We start from the raw sequence: 24474 nt of genomic DNA, 5'->3' as shown, positions 1-24474 counted from the left end.
TTCCTGCGAGTGGGCCGCGGTCAGCGGTCGCTGAGTCGACCGAGTTCGTTGTCGATGAACGCGAAGACCTCGTCCGCGCTGGCCGCCTGGAGCTGCTCGGTCACCCCGAGTCCGGCCGTCGCGGTGTCCGATTCGGTGCACCGCGCCAACAACTGCCGCAGCCGGGTCGCGAGCCCGCCGCGAGTGACGTCGTCGGGAGTGCCCGCGGCCAGCGCCGCCTCGAACCGGTCCAGTTCGGCCAGCAGCGAGGTGCCCTCGTCCGGCGCGTCGGCGGGCCCCGGCGTGAGCCGGGACGCGAGGTGCTCGGCGACCGCGATCGGGGTCGGGTAGTCGAACACCAGGGTGGCGGGCAGCCGCAGCCCGGTCGCGGCGTTGAGCCGGTTGCGCAGTTCCACCACGGTGAGCGAGTCGAAGCCGAGCTGCCGGAACTCGCGGTCGGCGCCGATCGCGTCCGACGACGGGTGACCCAGCACCGCGGCCGCCTCGGCCCGGACCAGCTCGACCAGCAGCCGCACCCGCTCGGTCGGGCGCAACCCGCTCAGCCGCTGGATCAGGTCCGCGCCCGACTCGCGGGCGGCCGCGGCCGTGCGGCCGACCCGCAGCAGCCCGCGGAACAGCGCCGGAACGTCCTCTTTGGACCGTGCGGCGCCGCCCGCGGCCATCTTGATCGGGATCGCCAGCGCGTCGTCCACCGCGACCGCGGCGTCGAACAGCGCGAGGCCCTGCGCCACCGACAGCGGCGGGATACCCGAGCCGGACAGGCGCTCGACGTGGTCGCCGGTCATGCCGACGCTCTGGTCCCACGCCCCCCAGGCGATCGACGTCGCCGCCAGGCCGTGGCTGCGCCGATGAGCCGCGAGCGCGTCGAGGAACACGTTGCCCGCGGCGTAGTTGGCCTGCCCCGCGGCGCCCAGCACACCGGAAACCGAGGAGTACAGCGCGAATTCGGCGAGGTCGAGGTCACGGGTCAGCTCGTGCAGGTGCCACGCCGCGTCCACCTTGGGCCGCAGCACGGTGTCGAGCCGCCGCGGGGTCAGCCGTCCGATCACGCCGTCGTCGAGCACGCCCGCGGTGTGCACCACCGCGGTCAGCGGATGGTCCGCCGCGATCGTGGACAGCAGGGCGGCAAGCGCGTCCCGGTCGGCCACATCGCAGGCGGCGACCGTGACATCGGCACCGTGCGCGGTCAGCTCGGCGTGCAGTTCCACCGCGCCCGCCGCGTCCGGCCCGCTCCTGCTCGCCAGCAGCAGGTGGCGGACTCCGCGCTCGGCCACCAGGTGCCGCGCCAGTTCGGCGCCCAGACCGCCGGTGCCGCCCGTGATCAGCACGGTGCCCTCGGGCGCCCACTGGCGGGGCATGGTGAGCACGATCTTGCCCACGTGCCGGGCCTCGCCCAGGAACCGGAACGCCTCGGGCGCGCGGCGCACGTCCCAACTCGTGACCGGCAGCGGGTACAACACCTCCCGGTCGAACAGGTCGCGCAGGGCGCGCAGCATCGCCCTGGTGCGCTCCGGGCCTGCCTCGCCCAGGTCGAAGCTCCGGTAGGACACCGCGGGCAGGTCGGCGGCGTCGCGGAGATCGGCCTTGCCCATCTCCAGGAACCGGCCGCCCGGACCGAGCAGCCGCAGCGAGGCGTCGACGAACTCCCCGGCGAGGGCATTGAGCACGACGTCGACCCTGCCGAAGCGCCGCTCGAACTCCGTGGTGCGCGAGGAGGCGATGTGGTCGTCCGGCACACCCAGCGCCCGCAGAGTGTCCCATTTGGACTCACTGGCCGTGGCATAGACCTCGGCGCCGAGATGGCGGGCGAGTTGGATCGCCGCCATGCCGACGCCACCGGCACCGGCGTGCACCAGCACCTTCTCCCCCGGCCGCAGCCCGGCCAGGTCGACCAGCGCGTAGTAGGCGGTCAGGAACACCATCGGCACCGACGCCGCCGTTTCCCACGACCACCCCGGCGGCACCTCGGCCAGGTACCGCTCGTCGGTGACCGCCAGCGGACCGAACCCGCCGTCGAACATCCCCAGCACCCGATCGCCCGGCCGCAGACCGGTCACCGCCGACCCGGTCTCGACCACCACACCGGCCGCCTCGGCGCCGAACAGGATGTCGTGCCCGGCGTACCCGCCCATGGCGTTGGCCACGTCGCGGAAGTTCAGCCCGGCCGCGGCGACCCGCACCCGCACACCGTGCGCCGCCAGCGGCTCCAACACCTGCGGACACGGCACCAAGGCCAGCCCGTCCAGACTTCCCTTCGCCACGGAATCCAGCCGCCACGGCCCGTCCGCTGGCGGGACCAGAGCGGCCCCCGACACCATCGACGCCAACCTGCCGACCCGCGCCGCGCCTGCCCGCACCACCACCTGGGTCTCACCGGAATCCAGCAGTCCCAGCAGGTTCGGCAGCGCGGCAGCCGACTCGGCCGACCCGTCCAGGTCGACCAGCAGGAACTGGCCGGGGTTCTCCGACTGCGCCGCCCGCAGCAGACCCCAGACCGGCGCCACCGCCGGGTCCGCGCCCTCGGTGTGGTCCGCGGCGACCGCGTTCCTGGTCACGAACACGACCCGGGACTCGGTGAACCCGTTGTCGCCCAGGCATTCCTGGACGACGCGCAACGCGTGTGCGGTCACCTCGCGGACGACCTCGGGCAGGTCGCGGGTCTGGTCGCCGACCACCGGGACGAACAGGACGTCCGGCGACTCCGCCGCGGCGACACCGAGATGTCCGGCCGCGGCCATCGCCGCGCCGACACCGAGTTCGTCCGCGCCGACGACAGCCCACCGGGTGCCGGGCACGGTCGGGGCGATCTCGTCCTCGACGGGCGCCCAGTCCAGCCGGAACAGCCAGTCCGGCGCGCTCGGCGCGAGCAGCTCCGCGATCGGCGCGGCACGCAGCACCAGCGACTCCGCGGTCAGCACGGGCGCGCCCCGCACGTCCACCGCGGCGATCGTCACCGAGTCCGGGCCGGTGTGGGTCACCCGGACCCGCAGCACCGACGCGCCCGCCGCGTGCAGCGTCACGCCGCACCACTGGAAGGGCAGCAGGCTCTCGCCGACATCGATGCCCTCGACGTACTCGGTGGCGTGCAGCACCGCGTCCAGCAGCGCCGGGTGCAGTTCGAACGCGTCGGCGTCGACGGCCTGCTCGGGCAGGGCGACCTCGATGTACAGACCCGCCGCGTCCCGCCAGGCCGAGCGCAGCCCCTGGAACACCGGCCCGTAGCCGAATCCGGCGTCGGCGAGCCTGGCGTAGCCGCCGTCGAGGTCCACCGCCACGGCGTCGGCGGGCGGCCACACGGTCACGTCGAACCCGCCTGCCGCGGTCCCGGTGGCGGACAGCCGTCCCGACGCGTACAGCGTCCACGGCTCGGCCGCCGCCACCGCCGGTCGCGAGTGGACAGTGACCTCGCGGCCGCCGGAATCGTCCGCGCCGCCGACCCGCACCTGTAGCGCGACCGCGTCGTGCTCGGTCAGCACCAGCGGCGCCAGCAGTGTCAGCTTGTCGAGCCTGGCGCACCCGACCTGGTCTCCGGCGCGGACCGCCAACTCCACGAATCCGGTGCCGGGGAACAACACGACGCCACCGATCCGGTGATCCGCCAGCCACGGGTGGGTCGGCAGCGAGACCTGCCCGGTCAGCACCACCTCGTCCGTGCCCGCCATCGCCATGGCCGCACCCAGCAGCGGGTGTTCGACCGACACCAGGCCGAGACCGGCGGCGTCCGCCGAGCCCATCCGCGCCCCGGACGGCCAGAACCGCTCGCGCTGGAAGGCATAGGTCGGCAGGTCCACCCGGGCCGCGCCCGTACCGGCGAACACCCCGGCCCACTCGACCGCGACGCCCGCGACGTGCAGCCGGGCCAGCGCGGTCAGCACCGCTTCCTCTTCGCCGCGGTCCTGGCGCAGCGCGGGAACGACCACGGCGTCGTCGGCCACCAGGGTCGCGGCCATCGCCGACACCACCGCGCCCGGGCCGAGTTCCAGCACCGCCGACACGCCCGCCTCGGTCAGCGCGGCCACGCCATCGGCGAACCGGACCGACTCGCGCACGTGCCGTACCCAGTACTCGGGCTCGCCGAGGTCGTTGCCCGTGGCCAGTTCGCCGGTCAGGTTCGACACCAGCGCGATCGTCGGCTTCCCGAACGACAATCCCGCCACCACAGCGCGGAAATCAGCCAGCATCGGGTCCATCAGCGGCGAGTGGAACGCGTGCGACACCGACAACCGTGACGTCCGCCGCCCCAGCACGGTGAACCGATCCGCAATCGCGACCACCTCGGCCTCGATCCCCGCGACCACCACCGAGTCCGGCCCGTTCACCGCGGCGATCGACACCCCCTCGGTCAGCAGCGAAAGCACCTCGGCCTCCGCGGCCTGCACCGCCACCATCGCCCCGCCACCCGGCAACGCCTCCATCAACCGGGCCCGCGCCGCCACCAGCGCACAAGCGTCCACAAGGGACAAAACACCCGCCACGTGCGCCGCCGCGATCTCGCCGATCGAATGCCCACCCACGAAATCCGGCGTGATCCCGAAGGACTCCACCAGCCGGAACAGCGCCACCTCCACCGCGAACAACGCGGGCTGCGCCCAGCCCGTCCGCGCCAACAGGGCAGCGTCCGAACCCCACATCACCTCACGCAGTCCACCGTCAAGACGTCCATCCAATTCGGACACCACCGCGTCGAACGCCGCCGCGAACACCGGGAACCGCGCGTGCAACTCGCGTCCCATCCCCAGCGCCTGCGACCCCTGACCCGAGAACAACACCGCCAACGTCCGCTCGGCCGCCACCCCACGCGCGACCTCCACCACACTGTCCACACCAGACAGCAGCACCGCCCGGTGCTCGAACGCCGACCGACCCGACACCAGGGAGAACCCGATGTCCACAGCGGACAGTCCGGTGAGTGCCTCGACCCGGCCGACCTGGTCGGTCAACGCGGCCTCGGTCGCGCCCGACACCGGCCACGGCACCACCGGCGCGGGCACGATCGGCGCCTCGACCGGGCGCCCGAGTTCCGGGGCCTGTTCCAGGATCACGTGCGCGTTCGTCCCGCTGATGCCGAACGAGGAGACCCCCGCCCGGCGCGGGCGGTCCACCGCGGGCCACGCCGTGTTCTCCGTCAGCAGTTCCACGGCGCCCGTCGTCCAGTCCACATGCGACGACGGTGCGGTGACGTGCAGGGTCTTCGGCGCGACGCCGCGGCCCAGGGCGAGCACCATCTTGATGATGCCCGCGACCCCGGCCGCCGCCTGGGTGTGGCCGATGTTCGACTTGACCGCGCCCAGCAGCACCGGCCGTTCGCGGTCGCGACCGTAGGTGGCCAGCAGCGCCTGCGCCTCGATCGGGTCGCCCAGCGTGGTGCCGGTGCCGTGCGCCTCGACCACGTCGACGTCCGAAGTGGACAGACCGCCGGACGCCAGAGCGTGCCGGATGACGCGCTGCTGCGAGGGCCCGTTGGGCGCCGTCAGGCCGTTTGACGCGCCGTCCTGGTTCACCGCGGAACCCCGCACCACAGCCAGAATCGGATGTCCGTTGCGCTTCGCGTCGGACAGCCGCTCGACCACGAGCACGCCGACGCCCTCGGACCAGCCCGTGCCGTCCGCGTCGTCGGAGAACGCCCGGCACAGGCCGTCGGGCGCGAGCCCGCCCTGCCGGGTGAAGCCGGTGAAGCTCGCCGAGGTGGCCATGATCGTGGCACCGCCCGCCAGCGCGAGCGAGCACTCGCCCGCGCGCAGCGCCTGGGCCGCGAGGTGCAGCGCCACCAGCGACGACGAGCACGCGGTGTCCACGGTGACCGCGGGGCCCTCCAGCCCAAAGCTGTAGGAGAGCCGCCCGGAGATCACGCTCGCCGCGAGCCCGGTGCCCGCGTGGCCCTCCATGTCCTCGCGCGAGGCCAGCACCACGTGCACGTAGTCCTGCCCGTTGGTGCCGACGAACACCCCGGTTCGACTGCCGCGCAACGACACCGGGTCGATCCCGGCCCGCTCGACGGCCTCCCACGAGGTCTCCAGCAGCAGCCGCTGCTGCGGGTCCATCGCCACCGCCTCCCGCGGCGAGATCCCGAAGAACCCCGGGTCGAACTCCGCCGCACCGGCCACGAACCCGCCGCGGCCGGTCGCGCTGCGGCCCGGACCGTCGCCCGCCAGCGTGGCCAGGTCCCAGCCCCGGTCGTCCGGGAACCCGCCGATGGCGTCGCGGCCCTCGACCAGCAGCTCCCACAGGTCTTCCGGCGAGGCGATGCCGCCCGGCAACCGGCAGCCCATGCCGACGATCACGATCGGGTCGTCGGCCACCGCAGCGGCACTGGGCACGACCTCGGTCGTGTCGCCCGCGCCGAGCAGCTCGGCGAGCAGGTGCTCGGCCAGCACCCGCGGCGTCGGGTAGTCGAAGACCAGCGTCGCGGGCAGCGCGAGCCCGGTGGTGCCGGTGATCCGGTTGCGCAGTTCCACCGCGGTCAGCGAGTCGAAGCCGAGCTGGCGGAACTCGCGCTCGGCGGCGACGGCCGCGCTCGATCCGTGGCCCAGCACGGCGGCCGCCTCGGTGCGCACCAGGTCGAGCAGCAGCCGCGCCCGGTCGGCGGCGCGCAACCCGGTCAGCCGTTCGACCAGGCCGGCCGCGGCCATCCCGCGGCGCGCGGCGGCGCGCCTGCCGCCGCGGACCAGGCCGCGCAGGATCGCGGGCACCTCGGCGAGCGCGGGCGCCGCGCCCGGCCCGGCGGCCATGGCGACCGGGACCAGCAGCGGTTCGTCCACAGTGGCCGCGGCGTCGAACAGCGCGAGGCCCTGCTCGACCGAGAGCGGCGGCAGGCCGGAGCGGCTGATCCGCTCGCGCGCGGCCACGCTCAGCCCACTGGTCATGCCGCCGACCGGTGCCCACGGCCCCCAGGCGAGCGAGGTGGCGGGCAGCCCGCGGCGGTGCCGGTGCGCGGCGAGGGCGTCGAGGAAGGCGTTGCCCGCGGCGTAGTTGCCCTGACCCGCGCTGCCCAGCACGCCCGAGATCGACGAGTACAGGACGAACGCGGCGAGGTCGTGCCCGCGGGTCAACTCGTGCAGGTGCCACGCCGCGTCGACCTTGGGCGCCAGCACGGTGCCGAGCCGGTCCGGTGTCAGCGACCCGATCACGCCGTCGTCCAGCACACCCGCGGTGTGCACGACGGCGGTCAGCGGGTGCGCCGCGGGGACGCCCGCCAGCACCTCGGCCAGCGCGGCGCGGTCGGCGACGTCGCACGCGGCCACGGTCACCTCCGCGCCGTGCGCGATCAGCTCCGCCCGCAGCTCCAGCGCACCCGGCGCGTCGGGGCCGCGGCGCGACACCAGCAGCAGGGTGCGCACGCCGCGCTCGGCCACGAGATGGCGTACCAGTTCGGCGCCGAGACCACCGGTTCCGCCCGTGACCAGGACCGTGCCGTCGGGGTCCCACGGCCGCGCGGTCCCGACCGCCCCGGTCACCGGGGCGAGCCGGGCGACCAGGACGGCACCCGCGCGCCCGAGCACCTGCGTCTCACCCGCATCGAACAATCCCGGCAGGGCGGGGAAAACCTGGGCCGCACTGTCCACATCGGCCAGATCGACCAGCAGGAACCGGCCGGGGTTCTCCGACTGCGCCGAACGCACCAGGCCCCGGGCGGCGGCCGCCGCGAGGTCGTCGCCCGCGACGGCACCCCGGGTGACGAACACCAGGCGGGGCCCGGTCTCCTGGAGCAGGGCGAGCACCCGGGCGGTCTCGGCGTGCACGGCGGCGGGATCGTCGCCCGCGCAGCCGACCGGAACGACGACGAGGTCCGCCCGACCGTCCACATCAGACAGTGCGCGCACGCGGAGAACCGGCGCGGCGAGGGAGTCGGCGACCCCGGTCGGGTCGGCGCCGAGCACGGCCCAGCGCACGGGCTCGGCCGCGGCCTCGGTCGCGGGCACCCAGTCGACCCGGAACAGCGAGTCGTACCGGACGGGCGCGGCGACCGGCGCGGCGGGCGCGTGCAACACCACCGACTCGACCGACAGCACCGGGGCACCCTCGACGTCGACGGCGGCCACGGCCATGGTGTCGGGCCCGGTCGCGGTGAGCCGCACCCGCAGCGCGGACGCGGCGGCGGCGTGCAGCGACAAACCGCGCCAGGACACCGGTTCCGGGCCCTCGATCCCGGCGAAGCCCGCGGCGTGCATGGTCGCCGCCAGCAGCGCCGGGTGCAGCGCGAACGCCGCCGCGGCCGCCTCGTCCGGCAGCGCGACCTCGGCGAAGACCTCGGCCCCGCGCCGCCAGGCCGCGTGCAGGCCGCGGAACGCGGCGCCGTCGGCGCGGTCGGCGTAGAACGCGTCGACGTCCAGCGCGACGGCCTCGGCGGGCGGCCACTGCGCCGTGTCGAACTCGGCGATCCGCTCCCCCGCGGCCACGACGCCCGTCGCGTGCCGGGCCCAGGCCGCCCCGTCGAGTCGCGAGTGGACAGTCAGGGCGCGCCTGCCCGCCGGGTCGGGGGCGCCGACGCGGACCTGGACCGACACCGCGTCCCGCTCGCCAAGGGCGCGCGGGGCCAGCACGGTCAGTTCCGCGACCAGGTCGCAGCCGCCCTGGTCGCCCGCCACGATCGCCAGCTCGGCGAAACCGGTGCCGGGGAACGACAGCACGCCGCCCACCCGGTGGTCGGCGAGCCACGGGAGCGTCGCGGCCGAGAGCCTGCCGGTCAGCACGACCTCGTCGGCATCGGCCATCGCCACCGCCGCACCCAGCAACGGGTGGGCGGTGGCCTGCTGGCCGAGGCCGGAGACATCCCGGGCGCCCGCGGGCCCAGATGGCCAGAACAGGTCGCGCCGGAAGGCGTAGGTGGGCAGGTCGACCCGGTGCGCCCCGGTTCCCGCGAACACCCCGGTCCAGTCGACCCGCGCCCCGGCGACGTGCAGCCGGGCGAGCGCGGTCAGCAGCGCGGCTTCCTCGCCGCGGCCCTTGCGCAGCGCGGGCGTGACCGTGACGGCCGCGTCGGCGAGCGATTCCTGGGCCAGCGCGGAAAGCACGCCGTCGGGCCCGAGTTCGAACAGCGTGTCCACGCCCGCGGCCCGCAGCGCGGTGACCCCGTCGGCGAAGCGCACGGTCGCCCGGACGTTGCGCACCCAGTAGTCCGGCGAGCCCAGCTCACCCTCGGCGAGTCGACCGGTCACAGTGGACACAACCGGAATCCGCGGCTCGGCGAAGGACAACCCGGCGATGGCGCGCCGGAAGTCGGCCAGCATCGGCTCCATCAGCGGCGAGTGGAACGCGTGCGACACCGTCAGCCGCGACGTCTTGCGTCCGGTGAAGCGGTGGGCGATGGCCAGCACGGCCGCCTCGACCCCCGCCACCACCACGGAGTTCGGCCCGTTCACCGCCGCGATCGACACCTCGTCGGTCAGCAGGGGCGCCACTTCGGCCTCGGTGGCCTGGATGGCCACCATCGCCCCGCCGCCGGGCAGGGCCTGCATCAGCGTCGCGCGCGCGGCGACCAGGGCGCACGCGTCCGGCAGCGTCAGCACGCCCGCCACCTGCGCGGCGGCGACCTCGCCGATCGAGTGGCCACCGACGTAGTCCGGCCGCACGCCCAGCGACTCGACCAGCCGGAACAAGGCCACCTCGACCGCGAACAGCGCGGGCTGCGCCCACCCGGTCTGGTTCAGCAGCTCGGCGTCGGCGCCCCACACGACCTCGCGCAGCGGGCGGTCCAGGTGGTCGTCCAGGTGCGCCGCCACCGCGTCGAACGCCTCGGCGAACACCGGGAACCGCTGGTACAGCTCGCGACCCAGGCCCAGCCGCTGCGCGCCCTGACCGGCGAACAGCACCCCGAGCGTGCGCTCACCCGCCGCGCCCCGCGCCACCTCGACCGCACCGTCGGCACCATCCACACCGGACAGCAACACCGCGCGGTGCTCGAACACGGCCCGCTCGGTCACCAGCGAGAAGCCGACATCCAGCGGCGCCAAGCCGTCCACAGTGGACCGCAGCCGGTCGAGCTGCGCGGCCAACGCGTCCTCGGTCGCGGCCGACACCGGCCACGGCACCGCGGCAGGCGTCACCGCTGGCGCCTCGACAATCCCGGCGGCGGCGGGCGCCCCCTCGATGACGACGTGCGCGTTGGTGCCACTGATCCCGAAGGACGACACACCCGCGCGCCACGGCCTGCCGACTTCGGGCAGCGGCGAGTTCTCCGTCGCGAGCACGACCGCGCCCGCCGACCAGTCCACATGCGACGACGGCTCGGCGACGTGCAGCGTCCGGGGCACCATTCCGTGCGCAAGCGCCATGACCATCTTGATCAGACCGGCGGCCCCGGCGGCGGCCTGGGTGTGGCCCAGGTTCGACTTGACCGAGCCCAGCAGCAGCGGCCGCTCGCGGTCCCGGCCGTAGGTGGCCAGCAGCGCCTCGGCCTCGATCGGGTCGCCCAGCGTGGTGCCCGTGCCGTGCGCCTCCACCACATCGACGTCCGAAGTGGACAGACCGCCCGCGGCCAGCGCCTGCCGGATCACGCGCTGCTGCGACGGGCCGTTCGGCGCCGTCAGCCCGTTCGACGCGCCGTCCTGATTCACCGCGCTTCCGCGCAGCACAGCCAGAATCGGGTGTCCGTTGCGCTTCGCGTCGGACAGCCGCTCGACCACGAGCACGCCGACGCCCTCGGACCAGCCGGTGCCGTCCGCGTCGTCGGAGAACGCCTTGCACAGGCCGTCCGGCGCGAGCCCGCCCTGCCGGGTGAAGCCCGCGAAGCTGGTCGGCGTGGCCATCACGGTCACGCCGCCCGCCAGCGCCAGCGCGCACTCGCCGGTACGCAGCGATTGCGCGGCCCAGTGCAGCGCGACCAGCGCGGAGGAGCACGCCGTGTCGACGGTGACCGCCGGGCCCTCCAGCCCGAAGCTGTAGGAGAGCCGCCCGGAGATCACGCTCGCCGCGAGTCCGGTGCCCGCGTGGCCTTCGAGGTCCTCGCCGGAGACGAGCACGAGGTGCGCGTAGTCCTGCCCGTTGGTACCGACGAACACCCCGGTTCGACTGCCGCGCAACGAGATCGGGTCGATCCCGGCCCGCTCGACGGCCTCCCACGAGGTCTCCAGCAGCAGCCGCTGCTGCGGGTCCATCGCCACCGCCTCACGCGGGGAGATGCCGAAGAACCCGGCGTCGAACGCACCCGCGTCCACGACGAACCCGCCGCGATCGGTGGCACTGTGCCCAGGGCCCTGCCCTGCCAGCGCGGCCAGGTCCCAGCCCCGGTCGTCCGGGAACGACCCGATGGCGTGGCGGCCCTCGACCAGCAGTTCCCAGAGGTCTTCCGGCGAGGCGATGCCGCCGGGGAACCGGCAGCCGATGCCGACGATCGCGACCGGCTCGTCCGACACGGCGGCCTGCCCGGTCGAGACCACCGGAATGTCGTTGTCCCCCAACAGTTCCGCGAGGACGTGCGCGGCGAGCGCACGCGGGGTCGGGTAGTCGAACACCAGGCCCGCGGGCAGCGTCAGGCCGGTGCCCCCACCGAGCTGGTCGCGCATCTCGACCGCGGTCAGCGAGTCGAAGCCGAGGTCGCGGAACGCCTTGTCCGCGCTGACCGCGGCGCGGTCCGGGTGGCCGAGCACGGCGGCCGCGGTGGTGCGGACCAGGTCGAGCACCACGCCCGCGCGGTCGTCGACAGGCAGGCCGCGCAGCCTGCCGGTCAGCTCGACGGCGGCCGACGCGGACTCCTGGCGGGCGCTCTCGACCTCCTCGGCGGCGCGCTGGGCGCCGGGAAGTTCGCTCAGCAGCGGGCTGGGGCGCAGGCTCAGCAGCGCGGTGAGCACCTGCGGCTGCGCCAGGTCGGCGAGGGTCACGGTGGGCTCCGGCGCGGCGACGACCTGCGCGAGCGCCGAGACCGCCAGCGCCGGGTCCAGCGCGCCGATGACCCGGGCCTGGCCCGCCATGCCGGCACCCGCCCAGGCACCCCACGCGATCGAGGTGGCCGCGGCACCGCGGGCCCGCCGCCGCTGGGCGAGCGCGTCGAGCACGGCGTTGGCCGCCGCGTAGTTGCCCTGCCCGGGGTTGCCGACCGCGCCAGCGGTGGAGGCGAACAGCGCGAACACGTCGAGGTCGAGACCGCGGGTGAGGTCGTCCAGGACGAATGCGGAGCTGACCTTCGCGCGGAACACGGCCTCGAACCGCTGCGCGGTCAACCCGTCCAGCACGCCGTCGTCGAGCACACCCGCGGCGTGGATGACGCCGGTCAGCGGGTGCTCGGCGGGGATGGCGGCGAGCACAGCGGCGACGCCGTCGCGGTCGGCCGCGTCGCAGGCGGCGATGGTCACCTCGGCGCCGAGCGCGGCCAACTCCGCGTGCAACTCGGCCGCACCAGGGGCGTCCGGGCCGCGCCTGCCGAGCAGCACCAGCCGGGGGGCGCCGCGGCGGGCCAGGTCGCGGGCCACGTGCGCGCCGAGCGCACCCGTACCGCCGGTGATCAACACGGTGCCCGTCGGCACCCAGGACTCGGGGGCGGGCCCGGCGGGAGCGGGCACCAGCCTGCGGCCGAACACCCCGGACGGGCGCACCGCCACCTGGTCCTCGTCATGCGCCAACGCCGCCGCGAACAGCCGCGCCGAACGCTCGTCCAGCACCGCGGGCAGGTCGACCAGGCCGCCCCAGCGCCGCGGGTGCTCCAGCGCGGCCACCCGGCCCAGCCCCCACACCGCCGCCTGCCACGGTCGCGCGAGCGGATCGGCCCGGCCGACGGACACCGCGCCGCGCGTCACGGCCCACAGCGGCGCGGTCAGACCGGCGTCGCCGAGCGCCTGGAGCAGCCGCAGGGTGGCGGTGAGCCCGGCGGGCGCCGCCACCGCTTTCGGTTGCGGGGTCTGCAAAGCGCCGAGCAGCGACACCACCCCGGTGAACCGGGCGCCGTCACCGGCGAGCGCGAGCACCTGCGCGGTCAGCCCGTCGCGATCGACGTCGCCGACCTCGACGCACACGGCCTCGCGGCCCAGCGCCGCCACCACGGCGGCCACCCACTCGTCGTCGGCCCAGCCCGCGGGCACGGCCACCAGCCAGGCGCCGGACGCCGGGGCGGGCAGCCCGGTCAGCGGCCGCCACGTCTCGCGGTACCGCCAGGAGTCCACTGTGGACTCCGCGTGCCGCCTGCCGCGCCACGCCGACAGGGCGGGCACCACGGCGGACACCGTCTCGTCGTCCAGGCCCAGGGTCGCGGCCAGCGACGTCAGGTCGGCGCCGTCGACCGCGGCCCAGAACTCCGCGTCGAGCGGGTCCTGCCACTGCGTCGCGGCGTGCGTGCGCGGCCAGTACGCCGCGCGCTGGAAGGGATAGGTCGGCACGTCGACGCGCCGGGCGCCGGTACCCGCGAAGGCGGGCGCCCAGTCGACGGACACACCGCGGACGTACAGCCGGGCCAGGGCGGTGAGGAACGCCGCCTCCTCGCCGCGGTCCTTGCGCAGCGCGGGCACGCAGTCGCGCACCAGGGCGGACAGCACGCCGTCCGGGCCCAGTTCCAGGAACGCCGTCGCGCCCGCGGCGTGCAGAGCCGCCACGCCGTCGGCGAAGCGGACGGTCTCGCGGACGTGGCGCACCCAGTACTCGGGTGTGCGCATGGCCGCGTCCGCCACCGCGCCGGTCAGGTTGGACACGACCGGGATGGCGGGCTCGGCGAAGGTCAGCCCCTCGACCACCGAGCGGAACTCGGCCAGCATCGGCGCCATCAGCGGGGAGTGGAAGGCGTGCGACACCGCGAGGCGCTTCGTCTTGCGTCCCAACGCTTCCAGCTCGGCCGCGACCGCCAGCACGGCGGCCTCGGCACCCGCCACCACCACCGAAGCCTGTTCGTTGACCGCCGCCACCGAGACCTCGTCGGTCAGCAGCGGCAGCACCTCGGCCTCGGTCGCCTGGACGGCCACCATCGCGCCGCCGTCCGGCAGCGCCGCCATCAGCCGCGCCCGCGCCGACACCAGCCGACAAGCGTCCACAAGCGACAGCACACCCGCGACGTGCGCCGCCGCGACCTCGCCGATCGAGTGCCCGCCGACGAAGTCCGCCCGCACGCCGAACGACTCCACCAGCCGGAACAGCGCCACCTCGACGGCGAACAGCGCGGGCTGCGCCCACCCGGTCCGGCCCAGTTCCGCCGCGTCCGAGCCCCACATCACCGCCGACACCGGCAGGTCCAGTTCGGCCAGCACCGCGTCCAGCGCCTCGGCGAACACCGGGAACCGGCCGTACAGTTCCCGGCCCATGCCCAAGACCTGCGACCCCTGGCCCGCGAACAGCACCGCGAGAGACCGCGTCCCCGCCGCGCCGCGCGCCACCTCGGCCGCGCTGCCCACCGCACCGTCCGAACTGGACAGCAGCACCGCGCGGTGCTCGAACACCGACCGCCCGGTCGCCAGTGACAGTCCGACGTCCACCGCCGAGCCGTCCACATCGGACAGTCGGGCGAGCTGCGCGGTCAAGGCGTCCGCCGTGGTCGCGGACACCGGCCACGGCACCGTGCCCGGGACCACCTCGGGCATCTCGACCCGCGCCGCGACCGCGGGCGGCTCCTCCAGGATGACGTGCGCGTTGGTGCCGCTGATGCTGAACGCGGACACGCCCGCCCGGCGCGAACGCCCGGTCTCGGGCCACGGCGTCGACTCGGTCAGCAGCTCGACCGACCCGGCCGACCAGTCCACTCGCGACGACGGCGCGACGACGTGCAGGGTGCTCGGCAGCACCCCGTGCCGCATCGCCATGATCATCTTGAGCAGGCCCGCGACGCCCGCCGCGGCCTGGGTGTGCCCGATGTTGGACTTGATCGAGCCGAGCAACAGGGGACGCGCGCGGTCCTGGCCGTAGGTGGCGAGCAGGGCCTGCGCCTCGATCGGGTCGCCCAGCGCGGTGCCCGTGCCGTGCGCCTCCACCGCGTCCACATCGGACGGTGCCAGCCCGGCGTTGGCCAGGCTCTGCCGGATCACTCGCTGTTGCGCGGGGCCGTTCGGCGCGGCGAGCCCGTTGGACGCGCCGTCGGAGTTGACCGCGGACCCGCGGACCACGGCGAGGATGTCGTGCCCGTTGCGCCGGGCGTCGGACAGCCGTTCCAGCACGACGATGCCCGCGCCCTCGCCCCAGCTCGTGCCGTCGGCGCCCTCGGCGAACGCCTTGCACCGGCCGTCGGGCGCCAGCCCGCCCAGCCGGGCGAAGCCGCCGAAGTTCATCTCGGTGGCCATGACGGTGACCCCGCCCGCGAGCGCGAGCGTGCATTCGCCGCCGCGCAGGGCGTTCGCCGCCAGGTGCAGCGCCACCAGCGACGACGAGCACGCCGTGTCGACGGTGAGCGCGGGCCCCTCGAAGCCGAAGGTGTAGGCCAGTCGCCCGGAGATCACCGCGGTGGGCAGGCCGGTGCTGACGTGCCCCTCGACGTCCTCTGTGGACCGCAGCACGACGTGGCCGTAGTCCTGGCCACTGGAGCCGATGAACACCCCGGTCCGGCTGCCGTGCAGCGTGGCCGCGTCGATCCCGGCCCGCTCGACCGCCTCCCAGGCGACCTCCAGCAGCAGCCGCTGCTGCGGGTCCATGGCCAGCGCCTCGCGCGGCGAGATGCCGAAGAACGCCGGGTCGAACTCGGCGGCGTCGAGCAGGAACCCGCCCCGGCCCGCCGCGTCGGCGCTCCAGCCGCGGTTGGTGGGGAACCCGGTGATGGCGTCGCGGCCGTCGGCCACCAGGCGCCACAGGTCTTCCGGGGAGGCCACACCGCCGGGGAACCGACAGCTCGTGCCGACGATCACGATCGGGTCGTCGTCCAGCGCGGCGACCGGCGCGGCGACGGCCACCGCCACCACGCCGCCGAGCAGTTCGCCGAGCAGGTGCTCGGCGAGCACCACCGGCGTCGGGTAGTCGAAGACGAGGGTGGCGGTCAGCCGCAGCCCGGTGGCCGCGGTGAGCCGGTTGCTCAGTTCCACCGCGGTCAGCGAGTCGACACCGAGCCGGTGGAACTCCTGCTCCGCCCCGATCTCGATCGCGGAGGCGTACCCGAGCACCACCGCGGCCTCGCCGCGGACCAGGTCGGTGAGGAACCGGACCCGGTCACCCGCGCGCAGTTCGGCCAGCCGCTCGGCCAGACCGGCGGCACTCACCTGTCCGGCGGCCGCGGCGGTGCGCCGGGTGCGGATCAGCCCGCGCAGGATCGCGGGCACCTGACCGGGCGCGGGCGCCGCGCCCGAACCCGAACCCGCCGCGGTGCCGACCGCGACGACCAGCGCTTCGTCCACAGTGGTCGCCAGGTCGAACATCGCCAGGCCCTGCGCCACCGACAGCGGCGGCATGCCCGAGCGGGCGATGCGCGCCAGGGCGGCCGCGTCGAGGCCGCTGGTCATGCCGCTGCTCTGCTCCCACGCGCCCCAGGCCAGTGAGATCGCGGGCAGGCCCAGGCCGCGGCGGTGCGCGGCGATGGCGTCGAGGAACGAGTTGGCCGCGGCGTAGTTCGCCTGGCCGGGGCTGCCCATCACGCCCGCGGACGAGGAGTACAGGACGAACGCGGCCAGGTCGAGGTCCCGGGTCAGCTCGTGCAGGTGCCACGCGGCGTCGACCTTGGGCGCCAGCACCGCGGCCAGCCGCTCGGGGGTGAGCGCGGAGACCACGCCGTCGTCGAGCACCCCGGCGGTGTGCACCACCGCGGTCAGCGGGTGCTCGACCGGAATCCGGCCGAGCAGCGCGGAAACCGCGGCCCGATCGGCCGTGTCACAGGCTTCGATGCCGACCCGGGCGCCCGCCGCCTCAAGTTCCGCGCGCAGCTCGGCCGCGCCAGGGGCGTCCGGCCCGCGCCTGGAGGCCAGCACCAGGTGCCGCGTCCCCCTGGTCCGCACCAGGTGCCTGGCCAGCTCCGCGCCGAGACCACCGGTACCGCCGGTGATCAGCACGGTACCCTCGGTGTCCCAAGTGGACGGAACGGTCAGCACGATCTTGCCGATGTGTTTGGCCAGGCTCATGAACCGGAACGCGGCCGGAGCCCGCCGCACGTCCCACGTCGCCACCGGCAGCGGCACCACGGCGCCGCGGTCGAACAGGTCGACCAGCTCGACCAGCATCTGCTGGATTCGGCCGGGGTCGACCCAGCCGAGGTCGAACGCCTGGTACCGCACGCCAGGCAGGTCGTCGGCGGCGCGGATGTCGGTCTTGCCCATCTCCAGGAACCGGCCGCCTCGCCCCAGCAGCCGCAGCGACGCGTCCACGAACTCGCCCGTCAGCGCGTTGAGTACCACGTCGACAGTGCCCGCCACCGCACGGAAGCGCGGCTCGAACTCCAGCGTGCGCGAGGACGCGATGTGGTCGTCCGGCACGCCGAGTCCACTGAGGACACTCCACTTGCCCTCGCTCGCGGTGGCGAACACCTCCGCGCCGAGGTGCTTGGCCACCTGGATCGCCGCCATGCCGACGCCGCCCGTGCCCGCGTGGATCAGCACCTTGTCGCCGGGGCGCACCTCGGCCAGGTCCACCAGCGCGTGGTAGGCGGTCAGAAACACCAGCGGCACCGACGCCGCGGTCTCCCACGACCACCGGTCCGGCACCCGGACCAGCAGCCGCTCGTCGGTCACGCCCAGCGGGCCGAACCCGCCGAACAGCATGCCCAACACCCGGTCGCCGGGCGCCAGCGCGGTGACCTCGGGGCCGACACCGACCACCACGCCAGCGGCCTCCGAGCCGAACAGCCCGGCCTCGCCCGGGTACATGCCCAACGCGTTCAGCACATCGCGGAAGTTCAGGCCCGCCGCGCGGACCGCGACGCGGACCTCGTGGCCGGTCAGCGGATCGGACGCGTGCGGGTGCGGCAACAGGGTCAGCCCGTCGAGCCTGCCCTTGCGCACGCTGTCCAGCCGCCAGGTCACCTCGGCGGGCGGCACCAGCGCCGGGCTCGACGCCAGCCGGGCCAGCCTGCCCACCCGCGCGACGCCCGCGCGCAGCACGACCTGCGGCTCGTCGGCCGCGGCCAGTTCCGGCAGCCGGGCGACCAGCGCCAGCGACTCGGGAGCGTCATCGATGTCGACCAGCAGCAGCCTGCCCGGCAGTTCCGCCTGCGCGGAGCGCACCAGTCCCCACACCGCGCACGCGCCCAGGTCGGCGATGGCCTCGTCGTCCACGGGGACCGCGCCGCGGGTCAGCACCACCAGGCAGGACTCGGCGAACCGGTCGTCGGCCAGCCAGTGCTGCACGGTGTCCAGCACCCGGCTCACCACGTCGTGCACGACCTCGGGCCCACCGGCTCGCGTGACCACGGGGAACAGCACCATCGGCGGGGCGCCCCGCTCGGCGGGCTCCGCGAGCGAGGACACCGGCTCGCCACCGACGGCGGCGCACAACTCGTCCACGTCGTCGCCGACGACCGCCCAGCGCACGTCCGGCACCGCGTCCTGCAACGCGTACGCCACCCAGTCCACTCGGAACAGTGACTCCGCCTCGCGCCGGACCGTGGCCGCCGACTCGACGGACCCGCCGCGCAGGGCCAGCGACTCGACGGACACCACTGGCGCGCCCGCGACGTCGACCGCGGTGATCGACACCGACTCGCCGGTCCGAACGAGCCGCACCCGCAGCGCCGCGGCGCCCGACGCGTGCAGCGACACCCCGTGCCACGCGAACGGCACCAGCAGGCCCGCACCCGCGTTGCCGCCGAGGAACAGACCAGGGTGCAGCGCGGCGTCCAGCAGCGCCGGGTGCACCCCGAACGCGGCCGCGTCGCCCACCTCCTCGGGCAGCGCGACCTCGGCGAACACCTCGCAGTCGCGGCGCCACGCCGCGCTCGCGCACCGGAAAACCGGGCCGTAGTCGAGCCCCGTGTCGGCGAGCCGCTGGTAGAACCCTTCCAGATCAACGGCTTCGGCGTCCGCGGGCGGCCACACCGAGGTGTCGAAAGTGGACACCCGGGCGCCCGCGCCGACGGTGCCGGAGGCATGCCGGGTCCAGCCGGACCCGTTCGCGGGCTCGGAGAACACGCCGACCGGGCGCGTGCCGGACTCGTCGGCGGCACCGACCCACACCTGCACCGCGGGCGCGTCGTGCTCGTCGAGCACCAGCGGGACCGCGAGGGTCAGTTCCTCGACCCGGTCGCACTCGACGTGGTCGGCGGCGCGCAGCGCCAGCTCCAGGAACCCGGTGGCGGGGAAGAGAACCTTGCCGCCGACGACGTGGTCGGCCAGCCACGGGTGCGACCCGAGCGAGAGCCGACCGGTGAGGATCAGCTCGCCCGAACCCGCCACGGTCATCGCGGCACCCAGCAGCGGGTGCTCGGTCGCGGCAAGGCCCAGGCCGACGGCGTCCCCGGCGCGCACCGACACCGCGGGCCAGAACCGCTCGTGCTGGAAGGCGTAGGTGGGCAGGTCGACCCGGCGGGCGCCCGTGCCCGCGAACAGCGCGGACCAGTCGACGGACACCCCGGCGACGTGCAGCCCGGCCAGCGCGGACACCAGCGCGATCTCCTCGCCGCGGTCCTTGCGCAGCGCGGGCAGCGCGGTGACCGGCCGCTCGGCGTCGCTCAGCGTCTCCCGCGCCATCGCGGTCAGCACCGCGTCCGGCCCCAGTTCGAGCAGCACGCCCACGCCCGCGGCCGCCAGCGTCAGGACGCCGTCGGCGAACCGGACCGGCTCTCGGACGTGGCGCACCCAGTAGTCGACCGAGCCGAGCTCGGCCGTCGTGGCCTGCGCGCCGGTCAGGTTGGACAGCACCGGGATCTCCGGCGCGGCGAACGACAGGCTCGCCACGACCTCGCGGAACCCGGCCAGCATCGGGTCCATCAGCGGTGAGTGGAACGCGTGGCTGACGGTCAGCCGCTTCGTCTTGCGGCCCAGGGCTTCGAACCGCCCGGCCAGCTCGGCCACGGCGTCCGCGTCGCCCGAGAGCACCACCGAGGACGGGCCGTTGACCGCGGCGATGGACACCCGCGCGGTGAGCAGCGGGGTGACCTCGGCCTCGGTCGCGCGCACCGCCACCATCGCGCCGCCCGCGGGCAGCGCCTGCATCAGCCCGGCCCGCGCGGCCACCAGCCGACAAGCGTCCACAAGCGACAGCACGCCCGCCACGTGCGCGGCCGCGATCTCGCCGATCGAGTGGCCGCCGACGAAGTCCGGCCGGACGCCGAACGACTCGATCAGCCGGAACAGCGCCACCTCGACGGCGAACAGCGCGGGCTGGGTCCACCCGGTCCGGTCCAGCCGGTCCGGGTCGAGGTCCCACAGCACCTCGCGCAGCGGGCCGGGCAGGTGCGGGTCCAGTTCGGCCAGCACCGCGTCGAGGGCCGCGGCGAACGCGGGGTAGCGCGCGGCCAGTTCGCGGCCCATCCCGAGCCGCTGCGAACCCTGGCCGGAGAACAGCACACCGAGCTTCACCCGCCCCGGGGCGGCGCCGGTCAGCACGCCGGGTGCGACGCCGTCCGACGTCCAGCCCGCGAGGGCGTCCCGCAGCGTGTCGCGGTCGCTCGACACCACGGCGAGCCGGTGCTCGAAGCTCGCCCGGGAGGTGGCCAGGGACAGCGCGACGTCGAGCGTCGACACCTCCGGCTTACTGTCCATATAGGACAACAGGGCGGTCGCCTGGTCGCGCAGCGCGGCCGCGGTCCGGCCGGACAGCACGATCGGCACCGCCGCCGACCGCACGACGGTCCCGTCCGACGGCACGGCCTCGACCTCGGGCGCCTGTTCGATGATCACGTGCGCGTTGGTGCCGCTCACCCCGAACGACGACACGCCCGCCCGCCAGCGACGGTCCACCTCCGGCCACGCGCGCGACTCGGTGAGCAGCGACACCTTGCCCGCCGACCAGTCCACATGCGACGACGGCCGCTGCGCGTGCAGGGTCTTGGGCAGCACGCCGTGCCGCATCGCCATGACCATCTTGATCACGCCCGCGACCCCGGCCGCGGCCTGCGCGTGCCCCAGGTTCGACTTGATCGAGCCCAGCGCCAACGGGTGCTCGCGGTCCTGGCCGTAGGTGGCCAGCAGGCTGCGCGCCTCGATCGGGTCGCCCAGCGTGGTGCCCGTCCCGTGCGCCTCCACCGCGTCCACATCGGACGGTGCCAGCCCGGCGGCGGCCAGCGCCTGGCGGATCACCTTCTGCTGCGCGCGGCCGTTCGGTGCGGTGAAGCCGTTGGACGCGCCGTCGGAGTTGACCGCGGAGCCGCGCACGACGGCCAGGATCGGGTGTCCGTTGCGCCGCGCGTCGGACAGCCGCTCCAGCAGCAGCAGCCCGACACCCTCCGACCAGCCGGTGCCGTCCGCGTCGTCGGAGAACGCCTTGCACCGGCCGTCCACGGCCAGCCCGCCCGCGCGGCTGAACTCCAGCAGCGAGCCGGGCGTGCACATCACGTTCACTCCGCCCGCCAGGGCGAGCGAGGATTCCCCGGTGCGCAGCGAGTGCGCCGCCAGGTGCAGCGCGACCAGTGACGACGAGCACGCCGTGTCCACGGTCAGCGCGGGCCCCTCCAGGCCGAGCGCGTAGGCGAGCCTGCCCGACGCCGCGCTGGCCGCGATCCCGGTGCCGACATCGCCGGTGGCGTCGGCCAGCGAGCGCATCATCAGGTAGGCGTAGTCCTGGCCGTTCGTGCCGACGAACACGCCCGTGCGGGTGCCGCGCAGCGCGGTGGCGTCGATCCCGGCCCGCTCGATCGCCTCCCACGAGGTCTCCAGCAGCAGCCGCTGCTGCGGGTCCATGGTGAGCGCCTCGCGCGGCGAGATGCCGAAGAACCCGGGGTCGAAGTCGGCGAGGCCGCTGAGGAAGCCGCCCTGCTGGCTGACGCTGTTGCCGCGCTCGTCGACCTCGCCGCCGCGTAGGACGTCGACGTCCCAGCCGCGGTCGGTCGGGAAGCCGGTGATGGCGTCGCGACCGTCGGCGACCAGGTCCCAGAGCTGCTCCGGCGAGGTCACGCCGCCGGGGAACCGGCAGCTCATCCCGATGATGGCGACCGGTTCGGCACCGGCGGCGACGAGCTGGCGGTTCTGCCTGCGCAGCCGCTCGGTCTCCTTGACCGCGGCGCGCAGCGCTTCGACGACCTTGTCGCTGGGCGAGTTCATGGGTCAGTTCCTCCGGTCGTGCGCCAGGTCGGACTCTCCGTCGAGAGCCGCCCGCACCAGGTCGTCCACCGTCATCGCGTCGATCGAGTCGTCGTCGTCCCGCGCCGCGGTCGACGCGGCGGCGCCGTCGTGCCCGGTGAGCTGTAGCAGCGGCTCCAGCACCCCGATCTCCCGCAGCCGCGACAGCGGCACCGTGGCCAGCAGCGCCCGGATCTCGGCCTCCCCGGTGTCGGTCGCGGGGTCGGCCGCGTCGTCCGGCACCAGCTCGGCCAGCACGTACTCGGCGAGCGCGGCGGGCGTCGGGTGGTCGAACACCAGCGTCGACGGCAGGTTCAGCCCGGTCACGGCGGTGAGCTGGTTGCGCAACTCCACCGTGGCCAGCGAGTCGAAGCCGAGGTCGCGGAAGGGCCGCTCGGCCCCCACGGCGTCCACGTCCGGCCTGCCCAGCACCTCGGCGGACCGGGTGCGGACCAGGTCGAGAACCTCGTCGAAGCGGCCGGTGCGCGGCAGCGCCAGCAGGTGCGCGCGGAACTCGCCCGCGGCCGGGACGGCGTCGGGCACGGCCGCGTCGGCGGCACCGGGGATGTCCCGCAGCAGCGCGCTGGGCCGGGCACCGAGGAACCCGCGGGCGAACTGGCCCCGCGCCACGGCGGCGACCACCGCCGTCGGCTCGTCCTCCGCGACGAGCTGGCACAGCGCCGCGCACGCCAGCTCGGGGTCCATCGTGGCGATCCCGGCGCGCCGGGAGCTCGCCGCCGCGTCGGCGCTGTCGGCCATGCCGCCGCCACCCCAGGCGCCCCAGGCGATCGAGGTCGCCGCGAGGCCGCGGGACCGACGCTGGTCGGCCAGCGCGTCGAGCACGGCGTTGGCCGCCGCGTAGTTGGCCTGGCCGGGGTTGCCCACCGCCGCCGACGCGGAGGAGAACAGCACGAACGCCGCCAGGTCCAGGTCCCGGGTCAGCTCGTCGAGCAGGAACGCCGAGTCGACCTTGGCGCGGAACACCGCGTCGAACCGGTCGGGGGTGAGCCGGTCGAGCACGCCGTCGTCCAGCACGCCCGCCGCGTGCACCACGCCCGTGAGCGGGTACTCGGCCGGGATGTCCGCCAGCAGCGCGCTCAGGGCGTCGCGGTCGGCGACGTCGCAGGCCGCCACGGTGACCCGGGCGCCCAGGGCGGCGAGTTCGTCGCGCAGCTCGGCGGCGCCGGGCGCGGCCGGTCCGCCGCGGCTGGCCAGCACCAGGTGCTCGGCGCCGGACTGGACGAGCTTGCGCGCGACGTGCCCGCCCAGCGCGCCGGTACCTCCGGTGACCAGGACCGTGCCGCTCGGGTTCCACTGCTCCCCCGGCCGAGGCGCGGGCGCGGGCATCATCCGGCGGCCGAACACCGCAGCGGGCCGGATGGCGACCTGGTCCTCGCCGTCGAGACCGGCCAGGACCGCGCCAAGGCAGTCCGCCGACCGCTGGTCGAGGGTGTCGGGCAGGTCGATCAGCCCGCCCCAGCGCCGCGGGTGCTCCAGCGCGGCCACGATGCCGAGCCCCCACACGGCGGCCTGCGCCGGGTCGCGCGGCGGATCGGACCGGCCGACCGACACCGCGCCGCGCGTGACGCACCACAGTGGAGCGTCGACGCGCGCGTCACCGAGGGCCTGGAGCACGGTGGCGGCCAGCGCCGCCCCGGCCCGGGCACCGCCCGGCGCGGGCAGCGCGACGACGCCCGCGACCCCGGCGGCCCGCTCGCCCAGCACCGCGGCGAGTGCGCCCCGATCGGGCTCGGCCACGTCGACCCGCACCACGTCGGTGCCCACCGCGTCGAGCACGGCGGACACCCAGGCCGGGTCGGACCCGGCCGCGGGCACGACCGCGAGCCAGGTCCCGGCGGGCGCGGCCGCGGCGGGCCGGGTCAGCGGCTTCCAGGTGATCCGGTTCCGCCAACTGTCCACTTCGGCCTGATCCTGCCGCTGCCTGCGCCAGTCCATCAGGGCGGGCAGCACCTTGGACAGCGCGTCGCCCTCGACGTCGAGCACGGACTCCAGGGCGGTGAAGTCCTGTTCGGCCACGGCCGTCCAGAACTCGTGGTCGGGCGCGCCCGGCGCGGCGACCCGCGCCACGGCGTCGGGCCAGTAGCGCTGCTGCTGGAAGGCGTAGGTCGGCAGGTCGACCTGGTGCCCGCCGCGGCCCGCGAAGAACCCGGCCCAGTCCACGCGCACACCGCGGGCGTGCAGTCGGGCCAGGGCGGTGACCAGGCTGATCTCCTCGCCGCGGTCCTTGCGCAGCACGGGAACCAGCAGCGCGGTCGGCGCCGCACCGAGGTTGTCCTGAGCCATGGCCGACAGCAGGCCGTCCGGCCCCAGCTCGACGAACGCCGTCACGCCCCGCTCGACCAGCGACCGCACCCCGTCGCCGAACCGGACCGTCTCGCGCACATGCCGCACCCAGTACTCCGGGGAGCACAGCTCGTCGGCA

The 24474-nt window shown here is 75.2% G+C and carries 2 protein-coding genes (1 of these 2 only partly in view); both read right to left on the bottom strand.

Annotated features, from left to right (window positions below; translation table 11 throughout):
* Positions 1 to 20 precede the first annotated feature (20 nt).
* Positions 21 to 22013 carry a type I polyketide synthase gene (locus ACT4N7_RS00020; protein ID WP_444826420.1) on the bottom strand — a complete coding sequence of 7331 codons (21993 nt, stop codon included), beginning with the start codon at positions 22011 to 22013 and terminating at the stop codon, positions 21 to 23.
* 3 nt (positions 22014 to 22016) lie between these two features.
* Positions 22017 to 24474 carry the final stretch of a type I polyketide synthase gene (locus tag ACT4N7_RS00015; protein ID WP_444826419.1) on the bottom strand. Its footprint extends 25394 nt past the window's final position, so 2458 of the gene's 27852 nt are visible here — the last part of the coding sequence; its start codon lies beyond the right edge, outside the window; its stop codon occupies positions 22017 to 22019.

The sequence above is a fragment of the Actinokineospora sp. genome (genome assembly GCF_052390155.1).
Lineage (GTDB): Bacteria > Actinomycetota > Actinomycetes > Mycobacteriales > Pseudonocardiaceae > Actinokineospora.
The sequence above is the reverse complement of the archived record's forward strand: the minus strand, read 5'-3'. Positions and strand labels throughout refer to the sequence as shown.